Source organism: Actinokineospora pegani, assembly GCF_009745975.1.
GTDB classification, from domain to species: domain Bacteria; phylum Actinomycetota; class Actinomycetes; order Mycobacteriales; family Pseudonocardiaceae; genus Actinokineospora; species Actinokineospora pegani.
Window position 1 is genome coordinate 62,681 of the sequence record NZ_WHOL01000087.1, and the last position, 15,062, is coordinate 77,742.

The following is a 15,062-nucleotide window of genomic DNA, read 5'->3' on the forward strand; positions in this document are numbered from 1 at the left end:
CGGGCTCGGCCCGTCGCGGGCCGTTGTCGGAGTAGAGGTCGCGCACCCAGGCGGTGAGCTCCTGACGGCAATGGCGCTCCCTCCGCTGTGGTGGGTCCAGCACACGCTCGGCCGGTGCGGCACACTCAAAGCGATGTGGCGGGCACCACCTGGTCGGGGAGCGGTCGTGGCGTGGAGCACCAAGCAGTTGGCCGACCTGGCGGGCACGACCCTGCGGGCGGTGCGGCACTACCACGAGGTCGGCCTGCTGGCCGAGCCCGAGCGCCGCGCCAACGGCTACAAGAGCTACAGCGTCACGCACCTGGTGCGGGTGCTGCGGATCAAGCGCCTGTCGGAGCTGGGGTTCTCGCTGGCGCAGATCGCGACCATGGACGACGCCGACCAGCGGCCCGAGGAGGAGCTGCGCGCGCTGGACGCCGAGCTGGCCGCGACCATCGAGCGGCTGCGACGGGTGCGCGCGGAGCTGGGCGTGATCCTGGACGGGGGCGCCCCGACCGACCTGCCCGCCGAACTGGCCGAGGCCACCGCCAACGCCGACCTGTCCGAGGCCGACCGGTCGTTCGTCCTCGCCATGACCCGGGTGCTCGGCCCGCGCTCGCTCGAGGCCTACGGGTCGCTGCTGCGCGCGGAGGGGACCGACCCGCTCGACGCGGAGTTCGACGAACTGCCCGCCGACGCCGACGAGCAGGCCAGGGGGGACCTGGCCGAGCGCATGCTGCCGCGCGTGCTCGAGGTCCTCCGGGAGTACCCGGCCTTGAGCGAGGTGGGCCCGGACGCCCCGCACAGCCAGCGGTTCACCTCGAACACCATCGACATGGCCATCACCGACCTCTACAACACCGCCCAGCAGGACGTCCTGGGTCGCATCCGGCAGAACTTGGCCGAGCTGGTCCAGCAGGCGCGGCGCGAGGAGCGGCCGGGACGAGCGCCCGGCGAACAAGAGCAAGGGATTCGCCAGGCGTGAACGCCACCTCCTTGGCTTGGGCGAGACGCGCGAGGTAATGCTGCGCGAGGGCGAGGATCTGAGGTAGTTGGTGCCGTGGTGTTGCGATGGGCGATCAAGCGTCCTCGTGTACGACTGAGGGGCGGGTGCCGGTGGCGAGGAATTCGTGCGGGCCGCGACGGACGACGTCGATGGGGACTTCGGTGTCAGCGGCCACTTCACTGAGGTGGCGCGCACCTGCCGGACTGCGGACCCGACCGCGGTCAGGGTGTGCTGGCCCTCGGCGAGCAAGCCCACCGCCCGTCACCTCCGCCCGACTCGACCCCGCCACCGCACGCCCCAGCATCGCTTGGGCACTCCGACGCCTCGACCACACCGCGACGGTGACCTTCCCACCATTCGCCATGGGGCGCGACCGGCCATCAGGGGCGGCTTCGAGGCGTAGGATCGCCGAAGGACCATCGGTGGTGCTTGAACGAACGAAACGGAAGAACAGGTGACCACTGACACGGCCCGCGCCGAGGACGGCGCCGCGATCGCCTTCGACGTCGTCGGGGACGGGGAGCCGTTGGTGCTGCTGGCGGGGCAGGCGAACGCGCGGCGGTGGTGGGACCCGGTCCGGGCGGACTTCTCCGGGTCGTTCCGGACCATCGCGGTGGACACCGTGGGGACCGGGCAGAGCGGCGAGCCGGGCGGGGGCGGGTACAGCACCCGGCGGTTCGCCCGGGACGTCGTGGCGGTGCTGGACGCGTTGGGGGTCGAGCGCGCGCACGTCTACGGGACGTCGATGGGTGGGAAGGTCGCGCAGTGGTTGGCGGTCGACCACGCGGAGCGGCTGGGGGCGCTCGTGCTGGGGTGCACCTCGCCGGGTGGGGCGGGTGGGCTGGTCGCCGAGCCGGAGGTGCTGCGGTCGCTGCGCGGGCCCAAGGGCGGGGTGGTGCTGCTGGACCTGATGTTCACGCGCGCGTTCGTCGACCGGCACCGGGGGCCGTGGCACGTGCTGGGCGACACCTGGATGTCGAACGCGGCCAGGGTGGGGCACCGCCGGGCCAGCGAGGCGCACGACGCGTGGGATTGGCTCGGCGGGGTCGCCGCGCCGACGCTCGTGCTGCACGGCACCGAGGACAGGTTCAGCCCGGTGGGCAACGCGCGGTTCCTCGCCGACCTGGTGCCCGGGGCCGAGCTGGTGCTGATCGAGGGGGCCCGGCACGCCTACTTCGAGGAGTTCCGGGAGCGGGCGAGCGCCGAGGTCGTCGACTTCCTGCGCCGTCACCCGCTGACATGACGAGAAGCCCCGCCAACGGCAGCGTTGGCGGGGCTCCTCGGGTCAGCCTGTCTTGCGGCGGAAGGCCTGTTGGGCGGGGGTCGTGGTCTGCGACCGGCCGACCTTGGAGCCGCCGTCGGTGTGGTCGGGGCCGTGGTTCGCCGCGTCGCGCTTGCGGGCGAGCGTCGAGGCGAAGCGGCGCTTGATCTCGTCGGTGTCAGGCGTGCGCGGGGACTTGTTCGCCATTCTCTTCTCCATTCGCGGTGGGGGCGGTCTCGGTCTTGGGGGCGCCGGGCAGGAAGCGGCTGGCCACGGCGGTCACGGCGAAGGCCGCGACGTTGTACCAGAGCGCGAGCGGGGCCGCGTCCGGCGCGGCCACGCTCGTCAGGAGTCCGAAGTAGATGGTGCCGAGCACGGCGATGCCCGCCGCCGAGCCGAACTGGATGACGGCGTTGACCACCCCGGAGCCGGACCCGGCGTCGGTCTGCGGGACCTCGCCGAGCACGAGCGCGGTGAGCACCGGGGAGGTCAGGCCCATGCCGCAGCCGATGACGAACTCGGCGAGGCTGATCTGCCACACCGTCACCGACGCGCCCGCGGTGTCCACCAGGACCAGCAGGCTCAGCGCGCCGACGCCCATCAGCGACGAGCCGATGCCGACGAACCGCCGCTCGCGACCCGCGCCCGCCCGCCAGGCGATCTGGAAGGTGGCGGCGATGCCCAGCGGCCACGCCGCCGTGGCCAGCGCGGTGCGCAGCGCCGACCAGCCCAGCGCGCTCTGCAGGTGGTAGGTCAGGACCAGGAACAGCGACCCGATGCCGGTGAACGCCAGGAACGTCACCGCCAGGCCCAGGGTGAACGAGCGGCTGCGGAACAGCGTGGGCGGCACCAGCGCCGAGGCGTCCTTGGCGTGCCTGCGCACCTGGCTGCGTCCGAACAGGACGAACAGCCCGACCGAGGCGACCAGCAGCGCGATCGACCACCACGGCCAGCCCAGCTCCCGGCCCTGCACCAGCGGGACCATCAGCGCCAGCACGGCCAGGCCGAGCAGCGCCACCCCGGTGCCGTCGACCCGCAGCGGCTGGTCGGACCTGCGCTCGGGCAGCAGCTTGACCGCCGCGCCGAAGGCCAGCAGGCACAGCGGCAGGTTGATCAGGAAGATCGCCCGCCAGCCCAGGCCGAACAGGTCGGCCTCGGTGAGCAGGCCGCCGAGCAGCGGGCCGCCGACGGTGCCGATGCTGAGCACGCCGCCGAGCACGCCGAAGGCGACCGGCCACTGCTCGCGCGGGAACATGGTCATGATCACCGAGACGACCTGCGGCACCATCAGCGCCGCCGCCGCGCCCTGGGCGACCCGGCCCGCGACGAGCAGCTCCGCGTTCCAGGCCAGGCCGCAGACCAGCGACGCCACCGTGAACCCGGCGACGCCGGACAGGAACACCTTGCGCCTGCCGTAGATGTCGCCCAGGCGGCCGCCGGTGATCAGCAGCAGCGCGAACGCCAGCACGTACCCGGCCAGCGTCCACTGGGCGGTGGCGAAGGAGGCGCCGACGTCGGCCTGCACGACCGGCAGCACGACGGTGACCACGGTGGCGTCGAGGCCGTCGAGCAGCGCGGCGAGCACGACCACCGCCAGCGCGGCCCAGCGGCTGCGGTCGGGGGCGGGGTTGTCTGACACGGGAAACTCCTTCACAGAACGGGAACGGCGCTGGGTAGACGTTAACTAGCGGCCCAGCCCAGGACGTTCACCACGTCTCGACCCGCCCACGACGCGCCTGACCGGGTTGCCGGAACGACCGAGTACATCCAGTACGCGATCGTTCCGGCGCCCCGCCCAGACACGCCGTGGACCCGCCGACACACGGCGAACGTCCTGAGCCGAGCCACTAGTCAAAGCCGAGCACGGCGTCCAACTCGAGGTCGATCTCCTCGTCGGAGAGCTCCTCGACCGGGCGCTCGGCGGGCTCGGGCGCGCCCGGGCCGGTGAGGTCGAGCAGCCGGGCGAGCAGGCCGCTGTCGCGCAGGGCGTCGGGGCCCAGGCGGGTGATGGCCCAGTGCGCGGCCGCCACCGGGTCCTCCGGGGCGGTGTCGGTCGAGCCCGCGGCGGGCGCCTGCGCGTCGAGGCGCTCGGCGAGGTAGCCCGCGATGTCGTGCGCGGTCGGGTAGTCGTAGGTCAGCGATGTCGGCAGGGCCAGGGCGGTGGCCTTGGCCAGGCGGTTGCGCAGCTCCACGGCCATCAGCGAGTCCCAGCCCAGGTCGCGCAGGGCGCGGTCGGCGCCGACCTGGCCGCCGCCGTCGTGGCCGAGGACCCCGCCCGCCTCGGCCCGCACGACCTTGGTCAGCTCGGCGACCCGCTGCTCGGCGGTGAGCCCGGCCAGCCGGGCGGCGACGCCGCCCGCCTGCTCGCTCGCCGCGGCCTGCCGCAGCCGGGGCGCGACGAGCGCCCGCAGCAGCGCGGGCACGTCGTCGCCCACCGGGCGCAGCCGGACCGGGACCTGGTGGGCGTGCGGGCGGGCCAGCGCCTGGTCGAGCAGGCGCAGGCCGCGCTCGACCTCGATCGGCTCCGCGCCCTGCCTGCGCACCCTGGCCAGGTCGGCGGCGCCGAGCCCGGCGGTCATGCCGGAGGCGGTCGGCGCCCACGGGCCCCAGGCGAGGCTGGTGGCGGCCAGGCCGAGCGCGCGGCGGTGCGCGGCCAGGGCGTCCAGGTGGGCGTTGGCCGCGGCGTAGGCGGACTGGCCCGCCGCGCCGAGGGTGCCCGCCAGCGACGAGAACAGCACGAACGCGGCCAGGTCGGCGCCGCGGGTCAGCTCGTGCAGGTGCCCGGCGCCGACCACCTTGGGGCCCAGGACGGCGCGCACGCGCTCCGGGGTGAGGTTGGCCAGCACGCCGTCGTCGAGCACGGCGGCCAGGTGCACCACCGCGGTGAGCGGGTGCGCCGGGTGCACGGCCGCGACCAGGTCGGCGACCTGGTCGCGGTCGGCGATGTCGCAGGCCACGACCCGGACCCTGGCGCCGTGGGCGGCCAGGTCGGCCACCAGCTCGGCGGCGCCGGGCCCGTCCGGGCCGCGCCGCGAGGCCACGACCAGCTCGCGCACGCCGTGCTCGCGGGCCAGGTGCTCGCACACCAGCCTGCCCAGGCCGCCGACGCCGCCGGTCACCAGGGCGGTGCCCGCCGGGTCGAGCGGGCGGGGCGTGGTGAGCACCAGCTTGCCGATGTGCCTGCCCTGGGCCATGAAGCGGAACGCCTCGGGGGCCTCGCGCACGTCGTAGGCGGTGTGCGCCAGCGGGGTGACCACCCGCGGCGGCAGCGCGGACAACGCGGCGAACTCGGCGGCGACGCGGTCGTTGCCGCCCGCCATCAGGTCGAACGCGCGGTAGACGACGCCGGGGTGGACCGCGGCGACCTCCTCGGCGTCGCGGACGTCGGTCTTGCCCATCTCCAGGAAGTGCCCGCCGCCGGGCAGCAGCCGCAGCGAGGCGTCGACGAACTCGCCTGCCAGCGCGTTGAGCACGGCGTCCACGCCCGCGCCGCCGGTCTCGGCGAGGAAGGCCTCGGCGAAGCCGGTGTCCCGGGACGAGGCGATGCGCTCGTCCGGGACGCCCATGGCGCGCAGCGTGGCCCACTTGCCGGGGCTGGCGGTCGCGTACACCTCCAGGCCCAGGTGGCGGGCCAGGTGCACCGCGGCCATGCCGACGCCACCGGCGGCGGCGTGCACGAGCAGCCGCTGCCCCTGGCGCAGCCCGGCGAGGGTGACCAGGGCGTGGTGGGCGGTGAGGTAGGCCAGCGGGACGGTGGCCGCCTCGGTGTCGGACAGGTGGGCGGGGGTGGGCAGCAGCAGCCGGGTGTCGACGTCGACCTCGGTGCCGAAGGTGCCCACGCCCAGGCCGAGCACCCGGTCGCCGACCGCCAGGCCGCTGACCCCCGGCCCGGTCTCGGCGACCACGCCCGCGCACTCCAGGCCCAGGGCCGGGGCGTGCACGACGTCGAGCGCGTTGAGCACGTCGCGGAAGTTGACCCCCGCGGCGGTGATCCGGACCCGCACGTGGCCCGCGGGCAGCTCGGCGCGGGTGATCGGCACGGCGCGCAGGGCGTCGAAGCTGCCCCGCTCGGCGGTGTCGACCCGCCACGGGCCCGCCGGGGCGGCCAGCGCGGTGCCGGTGTCGACCGGGACCAGCCGGGGGGCCAGCACCTGGTCGCCGCGCACCGCGAGCTCGGGCTCGCCGGTGACCGCCAGCGCGGCGGCGATGCCCTCGGCGCCGGTGCCGGGCTGGAGGTCGACCAGGCGCAGCGCGCGGTCGGGGTGCTCGGCGCGGGCGGCGCGCACCAGGCCCCACAGCGGGGCGGCGGCCAGGTGCGAGACCGGGTCGCCGGGGCGGGCGGCGACGGCGTCGCGGGTGACCCAGACGATCTCCTCGGCCGCGGTGGCGGTCAGCTCCCCGAGCTGGCGCACCGCGGCGAGGGTCGCCCCGACCGGGTCGTCGGCCGCGGTGGCGTCGACGAGCAGGACGCGGGCCGTGGCCGGGTCGGCGGACAGGTCCAGCGCGGCGGCCAGCGGGCCCGCGCCGACGACGGCGACGCCGTCGAGCGGGCCGGACGGGCCCGCGAGGTCGGCCACCGGGCGGAAGTCGACCCGGTAGAGGTCCTCGGCGACCTCGGGGGCCGGGCGCAGCTGCTCCGGGCGGACCCGGCGCAGCGCCAGCCCGGCCGCGGCGGCGACCGGGGCGCCGGTGCCGTCGGCGACGGCCACGGTGGCGACGGGGTCGTCGCCACCGTCGGCCAGCTCCAGCCGGACCCGCAGCTCGGTGGCCCCGGTGGCGGTCAGCGCCACCCCGGTCCAGCCGACGGGCAGCAGGACGGTGCCGTGCTCGCCGCCGTCGGGGGTGACGGCGGCGAGCGCGTGCAGCGCGGCGTCGAGCAGGGCCGGGTGCACGCCGAACCCGTCCGGGGCGCCCGCCTCGGCGGGCAGCACGACCCGGCCGAACGCGGTGCGCCCGCGCTTGGCGGCCTCGACCAGGCCGCGGAAGGCCGGGCCGTAGTCCAGACCGCGCTCGGCGAGCCGGTCGTGCAGGCCGGTCAGGTCGACCGGCTCGGCGCCGGGCACCGGCCACACCCGCAGGTCGGCGGTGTCCGGGGCGGGCAGCGGCTCGGTGGCCGCGTCGGCGATGGCGCCGGTGGCGTGCCGGGTCCAGGCGCCGCCGCCGTCGGGGCGCGAGTGCACCTCGACGTCGCGGCGGCCGTCGGGCCCGGGGGCGCTGACGCGGACTTGCAGCGCCCGCGCGCCGTTCTCGGGCAGGGACAGCGGGGCGGCCAGGTCCAGCTCGGCCACGCCGGTGGACCCGGTGGCGGCCGCAGCGGCCATGGCCAGGTCGAGCAGGCCGGTGCCGGGCACCAGGGCGGAGCCGAAGACGCGGTGCTCGGCCAGCCACGGGGTGTCTATTGTGGACACCCGGCCGGTGAGCAGGTGCCCGCCGTCGGCGAGGGCGGTCACCGCGGGCAGCCACGGGTGCGCGCCCTCGGCGAGGCCGCAGGCGCCCAGGTCGCCCTTGCCCGCGCCGGCGACGGACCAGTGGTGCACCCGCTGGAACGCGTAGGTGGGCAGCGCGGCCGCGGCGCTCTCGGGGAGCGCGGCGTCCCAGTCGACGTCGACGCCCAGGCCGAAGACCGCGGCGGCGGCGTGCGCGAGGCCGTCGCGGCCGTCGGCGCCCAGCAGCGGGGCGAAGGCGCTGGGCGAGTCGTCGGCGACGCACCCGGCGGCCATCGGGGCCAGCACCGGGGCGGGCCCGGACTCCAGGTAGCGGCGCACGCCCAGCGCCTCCAGCGCCGTGACGGCGTCGAGGAAGCGAACGGGCTCGCGGACCTGGCGCACCCAGTGCGCGGGGTCGAGCAGCTCGGGGCCAGCCACGGCGCCGGTCACCGCGCTGACCACGGTCAGCGCGGGCTCGGCGAACGCGCAGGACCGGGCGACCTCGGCGTAGGCGTCCAGCATCTCGTCCATGTGCGGGCTGTGGAAGGCGTGCGAGACCTCCAGCGCCTTGGTCCGGACGCCGCGCCCGGCGAACTCGGCGACGACGGCGGCGACCGCGTCGCCGTCGCCGCTGACGACGGTCTGGCGCGGGCCGTTGAGCCCGGCGATCGCCGCGCCCCCCGGCAGGGCGGCGAGCACGTCGGCCTCGGCGGCCTGGATCGAGGCCATCGCCCCGTCCGGGCGGCAGGCCTGCATCAGCCTGCCGCGCGCGGCGACCAGCCGGGCGGCGTCGTCCAGCGACAGCACCCCGGCCACGTGCGCGGCCGCCAGCTCGCCGACCGAGTGGCCCGCGACGGCGGTCGGGCGCGCGCCGAGCGCCTCGGCGAGCCGGAAGCCCGCCACCTCCACGGCGAACAGCGCGGGCTGGGCGAACTCGGTGCGCACCAGCAGGTCCGCGTTGTCGAGCACCTCGGCCAGCGGCCGGGACAGGTGCGGGTCGAGCGCGGCGGCGGCGGCGTCGAACGCGGCGGCGAACACCGGGGACTCCGCGCGCAGCCGGGCGCCCATGCCCGCCCGCTGGCTGCCCTGGCCGGTGAACAGCACGGCCAGCGCGCCCCCGGGGGCGGCGGGCGCGTCGGTCACCGACCGCAGCGCGGCAACGGCTTCGGCACTGTCAGCGGCGACAACCGCTGCCCGGTGCGGGAACGCGGTGCGCAGCCGGGCGGCGGTGTGGGCGACGTCGGCCAGCGGGGCGCCGGTCCGCTCGATCCAGTCGGCCCAGCGCGCGGCCTGCTCCCGCACCGCGTCCTCGGTCTGGCCGGAGACGACGACGGGCAGCGCCCGACCGGCCTCGGCGGTCGGGGTGGCGGCCTGCTCGGGCGCCTCCTCGACGACGACGTGCGCGTTGGTGCCGGAGAGCCCGAAGGAGGACACCCCGGCCCGGCGCACCCGCTGCCCGCGCGGCCACGGCGTGGCCTCGGTGAGCAGCGCCAGCCGCCCGCCCGCCCAGTCCACGAGCGGGCTGGGCTCGGCGGCGCCCAGGGTGGCGGGCAGCGTCTCGTTGTCCAGCGCCAGCACCACCTTGATGACGCCGACGACCCCGGCGGCGGCCTGGGTGTGGCCCAGGTTGGACTTGACCGAGCCCAGCGCCAGCGGCGCGGCGCGGCCGGGGCCGAACACCTCCGCCAGGGCGCCCGCCTCGATCGGGTCGCCCAGCGGCGTCCCGGTGCCGTGCGCCTCGATGGCGTCCACATCGGACGGCTCGATGCCGGAGGCGGCGAGCGCGTCGCGGATCACCCGCTGCTGCGACGGGCCGTTGGGGGCGGTCAGGCCCTGCGAGCGGCCGTCGGAGTTGATCGCCGAGCCGCGCAGGACGGCCAGCACCCGGTCGCCGTCGCGCTGGGCGGCCGAGAGCGGCTTGAGCACGAGCACGCCCGCGCCCTCGGCCCAGCCGGTGCCGTCGGCGCCCGCGCCGAAGCTGCGGCAGCGGCCGTCGGAGGACAGGCCCTTGAGCCTGCTGAACTCCACGAACGGCGTCGGCGTGCTCATGACGGTGACCCCGCCCGCCAGCGCCAGCTCGCACTCCCCCGCTCGCAGCGCCTGCGCCGCGAGGTGCAGCGCGACCAGCGACGACGAGCACGCGGTGTCGACGCTGACCGCCGGGCCCTGCAAGCCCAAGGTGTAGGAGACGCGACCGGACAGCACGGCGGTGGCGTTGCCGGTGCCGTAGTAGCCGTCCAGCTCGGCGAGGGTGCGGCCGTTGCCGTAGTCCGAGCCCATGGTGCCCAGGTAGACACCGGTGCGGCTGCCGGTCAGGTCGCCGGGGCGCACCCCGGCGCGCTCCAGCGCCTCCCAGGAGGCCTCCAGCACCAACCGCTGCTGCGGGTCCATCGCGACGGCCTCGCGCGGGGAGACACCGAAGAAGTCGTGGTCGAAGCCCGCGACGTCGTCGAGGAACCCGCCCTCGCGCACGGTGCAGCGGCCGGGCACGTCCGGGTCCGGGTCGAACAGGTCCAGGTGCGCCCACCGCGCCGGGAACGGCCCGATGGCGTCGCGCCCCTCGGCCAGCAGCTCCCAGAAGCCCTCGGGGTCGGCGACCCCGCCGGGCAGCCGGACCGCCAAGCCGACGACCGCGATCGGCTCGTCGGCCGCGCCGCGGGCCGCGACGTGGGTCGGCCGGGCGCGGTGGCCCAGGTCGAGCCTGCCGAGCAGGTGCTCGGCGACGGCGGCCGGGCTGGGGTGGTCGAAGGCCAGCGTGGCGGGCAGCGCCAGGCCGGTGGCCTCGGCGAGCCTGCCGCGCAGCTCCATCGCCATCACCGAGTCCAGCCCGGCGTCGGCGAACACCCGGTCGGCGGCGAGCGCGCGGCCGCCCAGGGCGGCCCCCGCCTCGGCGGCGACCAGCGCGGTCAGCTCGGCCGTCCGGCGCTCGGCGGGCAGCGCGGCCAGCCGGTCGCGCAGGCCGGTCGCGGCGGCGGGGCGGGGCGCGCGGGTGCGCACCAGGCCGCGCAGCGGCGGCGGGACGTCGTCGGCCGCGCGCAGGGCGGCGAGGTCGAGCCGGACGGGGACGAGCACGGCGTCCGCGCCGCCGCCGAGCGCGGTGTCCAGGGCGTCGAGGCCCTGCTCCCGGGTCAGCGGGGCGATGCCACCGGCGCGCAGCGCGGCGCGCTCGGCCTCCCCCAGCCCGGCGGTCATGCCGCCGGTCTGGTCCCACATGCCCCAGGCCAGGCTCAGCGCGGGCAGGCCGTCGGCGCGGCGGCGGGCGGCCAGGGCGTCCAGCGCGGCGTTGGCGGCGGCGTAGCCCGCCTGGCCCGCGCCACCGAGGACGCCGGAGGCCGAGGAGAACAGCACGAACGCGGCGAGGTCGAGCCCGGCGACGGCCGCGTGCAGGTTGCGCGCGCCCTCGACCTTGGGCGCGGCGACGGCGGCGACCCGCTCCGGGTCCTGCGCGCCGAGCAGGGCGTCGTCGAGCACGCCCGCCAGGTGGAACACGGCGGTGACGTCCGCGGTGACGGCCTCGGCCACGGCGGCGGCGTCGGTGACGTCGCAGGCGCGCAGCTCGACCGCGGCGCCCTCGGCGCGCAGCCGGGCGGCCAGCTCCTCGGCGCCGGGGGCGGCCGGGCCGCGCCGCGACACCAGGCGCAGCGACCGGGCGCCGTGCGCGCGCACCAGGTGCTCGGCCAGCGCGGCGCCCAGGTCGCCGGTGCCGCCGGTGATGAGGACGACGCCGGTGGACAGGGCGGGCGGGCGGCCCGCGGTCTCGGCGGGGACGAGCCGGGGAACGCGCACCCCGTCGGGGCGCACCAGGACCTCGGGTTCGCCGACGAGGGACAGCGCGGCGGCGGTGTCGGCCCCGGCCGGGGCGTCGACCAGGCGCAGGCCCCGGTCCGGGTGCTCGGCGCGGGCGGCGCGGACCAGGCCCCACACGGCGGCCTGGTCGGGGTCGGTGGTGGCGTCGGTGGTGCGCCACACCAGCTCGGCGCCCGCCAGCCGGGTCTCTGCCAGCAGGGCGCGCAGCTCGCCCAGGGCGCCGGGCCCGGCGGGGACGAGCAGCCTGCCCGGGGTCTGCCCCGCGTCCAGGCGCTCGGTCAGCGCGTCCAGGCCGGTGAACTCCCACAGCGGGCGGTCCTCGTGCACCGGGGAGGCGGGCTCGGTCTCGCGCAGGGCGTAGAGGTGGGTGGTCGCGCGCAGCGCGGCCGGGTCGACCGCGCGGGTGGCGAGGGCGGCGACGTGCAGCACCGGGGCCCCGGCCTCGTCGACGGCCCAGAGCCGCACGTCGTCGCCGTGGCGGTCCAGGCGCACCCGCAGCGCGGTCGCGCCGGTCGCGCCCGGGACGACGCCGCGCAGCGAGAACGGCAGCCGCACCGGGCCGCCGGGGTCGGCGACGGCGGCGGCGTGCAGGGCGGCGTCGAGCAGGGCGGGGTGGACGCCGAAGCCCTCGGCGGACAGGCCCTCCGGCAGCCGGACGGCGGCGTAGACGGTGGTGCCTGCGAGGTGCGCCTCGGTGACGCCGCGGAAGGCGGGCCCGTAGGCGACGCCGGAGTCGGCGAGGTCGGTGTAGCCCTGCTCGACGTCCACCTCCTCCGTGTTGGCGGGCGGCCAGGTGGCCAGGTCCGCGAAGCCCGCAGCCGATTCCTCCGTGGACGTCGCGGTGTGGCCCTCGGCGTGCCTGCGCCAGACGGCGAGGCCGGAGCCGTCCTCGACCCGGCTGTGCACGGTGACCGGGCGGGCGCCGTCCGGGCGGGGCGCCTCGACGGCGACCTGGAGCACCAGCGGGGCGCCGTCGGCGGGCAGGGTCAGCGGGTCGAGCAGGGTCAGCTCGCCGACGCCGGGGGCGCCGACGTGCCGGGCCGCCGAGGCGGCCAGGTCGAGCAGGCCGGAGCCGGGCACCAGGGCCGTGCCGAGCACGGTGTGGTCGCGCAGCCAGGTGTGCGCGGCGCGCGGGACCGAGCCGGTGAACAGGTGCCGGTCGCCCTCGCCCGCGACGGCGGTGACCGCGCCGAGCCAGGGGTGGCCCGCCGGGGTCAGGCCGAGCGCGCCCGGGTCGGCGCCGCGGGTGGGCTCGACCCAGTGGCGGGTGCGCTGGAAGGCGTAGGTGGGGAGCGCGACGACGGGGCCGGAGCCGGCGACCGCGGACCAGTCGACGTCGACCCCGGCGGTGTGCGCCTCGGCGAACCCGGCCGCGACGGCGGCGACCTCGTCGACGGTGTCGCCCGCCAGCGCGGCGGCGACCTTGGCGGTGGCGGGCAGGCAGGCGGCGGCCATGGCGGAGAGCACCGCGCCGGGGCCGACCTCGACGTGCCGATCGGCCCGGGCGGCGCGGACGGCGTCGAGGAAGCGCACCGGCTCGCGGACCTGGCGCACCCAGTGCGCGGGGTCGAGCATGCCCTCGCCCGGCGCGGTGTCCGGGCCGGTGGTCTCGCCGGTGGCGGTGCTGACGACGGGGATGCGGGGCGCGGTGAAGGCGCAGCTTGCCGCGACCGCGGCGTAGCGCTCCAGCATCGGGTCCATGTGGGGGCTGTGGAAGGCGTGCGACACGGTGAGCCGCTTGACCCGCCTGCCCTGGCCGGCGAACCGGTCCGCGACGGCGGAGACGGTCTCGGCGTCGCCGCTGAGCACCGTCTGCCGAGGACCGTTGAGCCCGGCGACGGCGACCCCGGTCTCGCCCTCGATCTCGGCGAGGACCTCGGCCTCGGTGGCCTCCAGCGAGACCATCGCCCCGCCCTCGGGGCAGGCCTGCATCAGCGCGCCGCGGGCGGCGACCAGGCGGGCGGCGTCGCCCAGGGTCAGGATTCCCGCGACGTGCGCGGCGGCGACCTCGCCGATGGAGTGGCCCAGCAGCACGTCGGCGCGCACGCCCCAGGACTCCAGGAGCCGGTGCAGCGCGACCTCGAAGGCGAACAGGGCGGGCTGGGTGAACTCGGTGCGGTGCACCGCGTCGGTGCCGAGCACCTGGGCGAGCGGGCGGGACAGGTGCGGGTCGAGCGCGGCGGCGACCTCGTCGTGCGCGGCGGCGAACACCGCGAACGCCCGCAGCCCGGCGCCCATGCCGGGCCGCTGGCTGCCCTGGCCGGTGAACAGCAGCGCGGTGGTGCCGTCGCGCTTGTCGCCGGTGCGCAGGCCGGGGTGGGGCGCACCGTCGGCCAGCGCGCGCAGCGCGGCCGGGATGTCGGCGGGCGAGATGGCCGCGCGGCTGGCGTGGTGGGTGCGCAGGGCGGCGGTGCGGACGACGTCCAGCGGGTCGACCGGGTTGGCGTCGAGCCAGTCGGCCCAGCGCGCGGCCTGGGCGCGCAGGGCGTCCCGGTCACGCCCGGAGACCAGCAGCGGCAACGGAAGCGACGCGGTGGACAGCTCGGCGGGCTCGGCCGCCGGGGCCTCCTCGATGACCACGTGGGCGTTGGTGCCCGACAGTCCGAACGACGACACGCCCGCGCGGCGCGCCCGCTCGCCCCTGGTCCACGGCTGGGCCTCGGTGAGCAGGGCCAGCTTGGCGGTGTCCCAGTCGACGTGCGGGGTGGGGGTGTCCGCGTGCAGGGTGCGCGGCAGGGTGCCGTTGCGCAGGGCCAGGATCATCTTGATCAGGCCGACGACGCCCGCGGCCGCCTGGGTGTGCCCCAGGTTCGACTTGGCGCTGCCCAGCCACACCGGCTCGGTCCGCTCGGCGAAGACCTCGGCGAGCGCGCCCGCCTCGATCGGGTCGCCCAGCGACGTCCCCGTGCCGTGCGCCTCGATGGCGTCCACATCGGACGGCGTCAGCCCGGCGGAGGACAGCGCGTCGCGCACGACCCGCTGCTGCGCGGGGCCGTTGGGCGCGGTGAGGCCCTGAGAGCGGCCGTCCTGGTTCACGGCGGAGCCGCGCACCACCGCGAGGATGTCGTCGCCGTCGCGCTGGGCGTCGGACAGGCGCTTGAGCACCACGACACCGCAGCCCTCCGACCACCCGGCGCCGTCCGCGTCGGCGGAGAAGCTCTTGCACCGGCCGTGCGGCGACATCGCGCGCAGCCGGGAGAACTCGACGAACAGGTACGGCGAGCTCATCACGGTGACGCCGCCGACGAGGGCGACATCGCATTCGCGCGAGCGCAGGCCCGCCGCCGCCAGGTGCACCGCGACCAGCGACGACGAGCACGCGGTGTCGACCGTGACCGCCGGACCCTGCAAGCCCAGGGTGTAGGACAGGCGGCCGGACAGGATGCTGCCCGCCTTGCCGGTGCCCACGTACCCGTCGAGCGCGTCCAGGTCTTGGAGCCCGTGGCCGTAGTCCGAGGCCATGGCGCCGAGGTAGACCCCGGTGCGGGTGCCCGCGAGGTCGGCCGGGCGCAGGCCCGCCCGCTCCAGCGCCTCCCACGCGGTCTCCAGCACCAACCGCTGCTGCGGGTCCATCCCCAGCGCC

General features: G+C 77.2%; 6 protein-coding genes. 2 read left to right on the forward strand and 4 right to left on the reverse strand.

The window, feature by feature from the left end:
* Nucleotides 1-166 precede the first annotated feature (166 nt).
* Nucleotides 167-964 carry a MerR family transcriptional regulator gene (locus tag GCL84_RS15435; protein ID WP_156756166.1) on the forward strand — a complete coding sequence of 266 codons (798 nt, stop codon included), beginning with the start codon at nucleotides 167-169 and terminating at the stop codon, nucleotides 962-964.
* 94 nt (nucleotides 965-1,058) lie between these two features.
* On the opposite strand, the gene GCL84_RS30980 is transcribed toward GCL84_RS15435, so the two are convergent.
* Nucleotides 1,059-1,349 (reverse strand): Imm1 family immunity protein, encoded by a 291-nt coding sequence (locus GCL84_RS30980; RefSeq protein WP_156756167.1) that lies wholly within the window; start codon nucleotides 1,347-1,349, stop codon nucleotides 1,059-1,061.
* Nucleotides 1,350-1,439: 90 nt separating this feature from the next.
* Here GCL84_RS30980 and GCL84_RS15445 point away from each other — a divergent pair, with 90 nt between their 5' ends.
* Nucleotides 1,440-2,228, forward strand: a complete 789-nt coding sequence (locus GCL84_RS15445) for an alpha/beta fold hydrolase (protein WP_156756168.1) — start codon at nucleotides 1,440-1,442, stop codon at nucleotides 2,226-2,228.
* A 42-nt stretch (nucleotides 2,229-2,270) separates the two neighbouring features.
* On the opposite strand, the gene GCL84_RS15450 is transcribed toward GCL84_RS15445, so the two are convergent.
* The 3 genes from GCL84_RS15450 to GCL84_RS15460 form a co-directional block, all read right to left on the reverse strand.
* On the reverse strand, nucleotides 2,271-2,453 hold the full coding sequence (locus GCL84_RS15450) for a DUF5302 domain-containing protein (RefSeq protein ID WP_156756169.1): 183 nt from the start codon (nucleotides 2,451-2,453) through the stop codon (nucleotides 2,271-2,273).
* Nucleotides 2,425-3,885 carry an MFS transporter gene (locus GCL84_RS15455; protein ID WP_156756170.1) on the reverse strand — a complete coding sequence of 487 codons (1,461 nt, stop codon included), beginning with the start codon at nucleotides 3,883-3,885 and terminating at the stop codon, nucleotides 2,425-2,427. The genes GCL84_RS15450 and GCL84_RS15455 overlap by 29 nt, the downstream gene beginning before the upstream one ends.
* A 208-nt stretch (nucleotides 3,886-4,093) precedes the next feature.
* A partial coding sequence (locus GCL84_RS15460) for a type I polyketide synthase (RefSeq protein ID WP_156756171.1) occupies nucleotides 4,094-15,062 on the reverse strand: 10,969 nt, incomplete at its 5' end.

Excerpts from the sequence above, each read along its gene's own strand:
- GCL84_RS30980 (WP_156756167.1), bottom strand. The coding sequence starts at position 1,349 with ATGGCGAATGGTGGGAAGGTCACCGTCGCGGTGTGGTCGAGGCGTCGG.
- GCL84_RS15450 (WP_156756169.1), bottom strand. The coding sequence starts at position 2,453 with ATGGCGAACAAGTCCCCGCGCACGCCTGACACCGACGAGATCAAGCGC.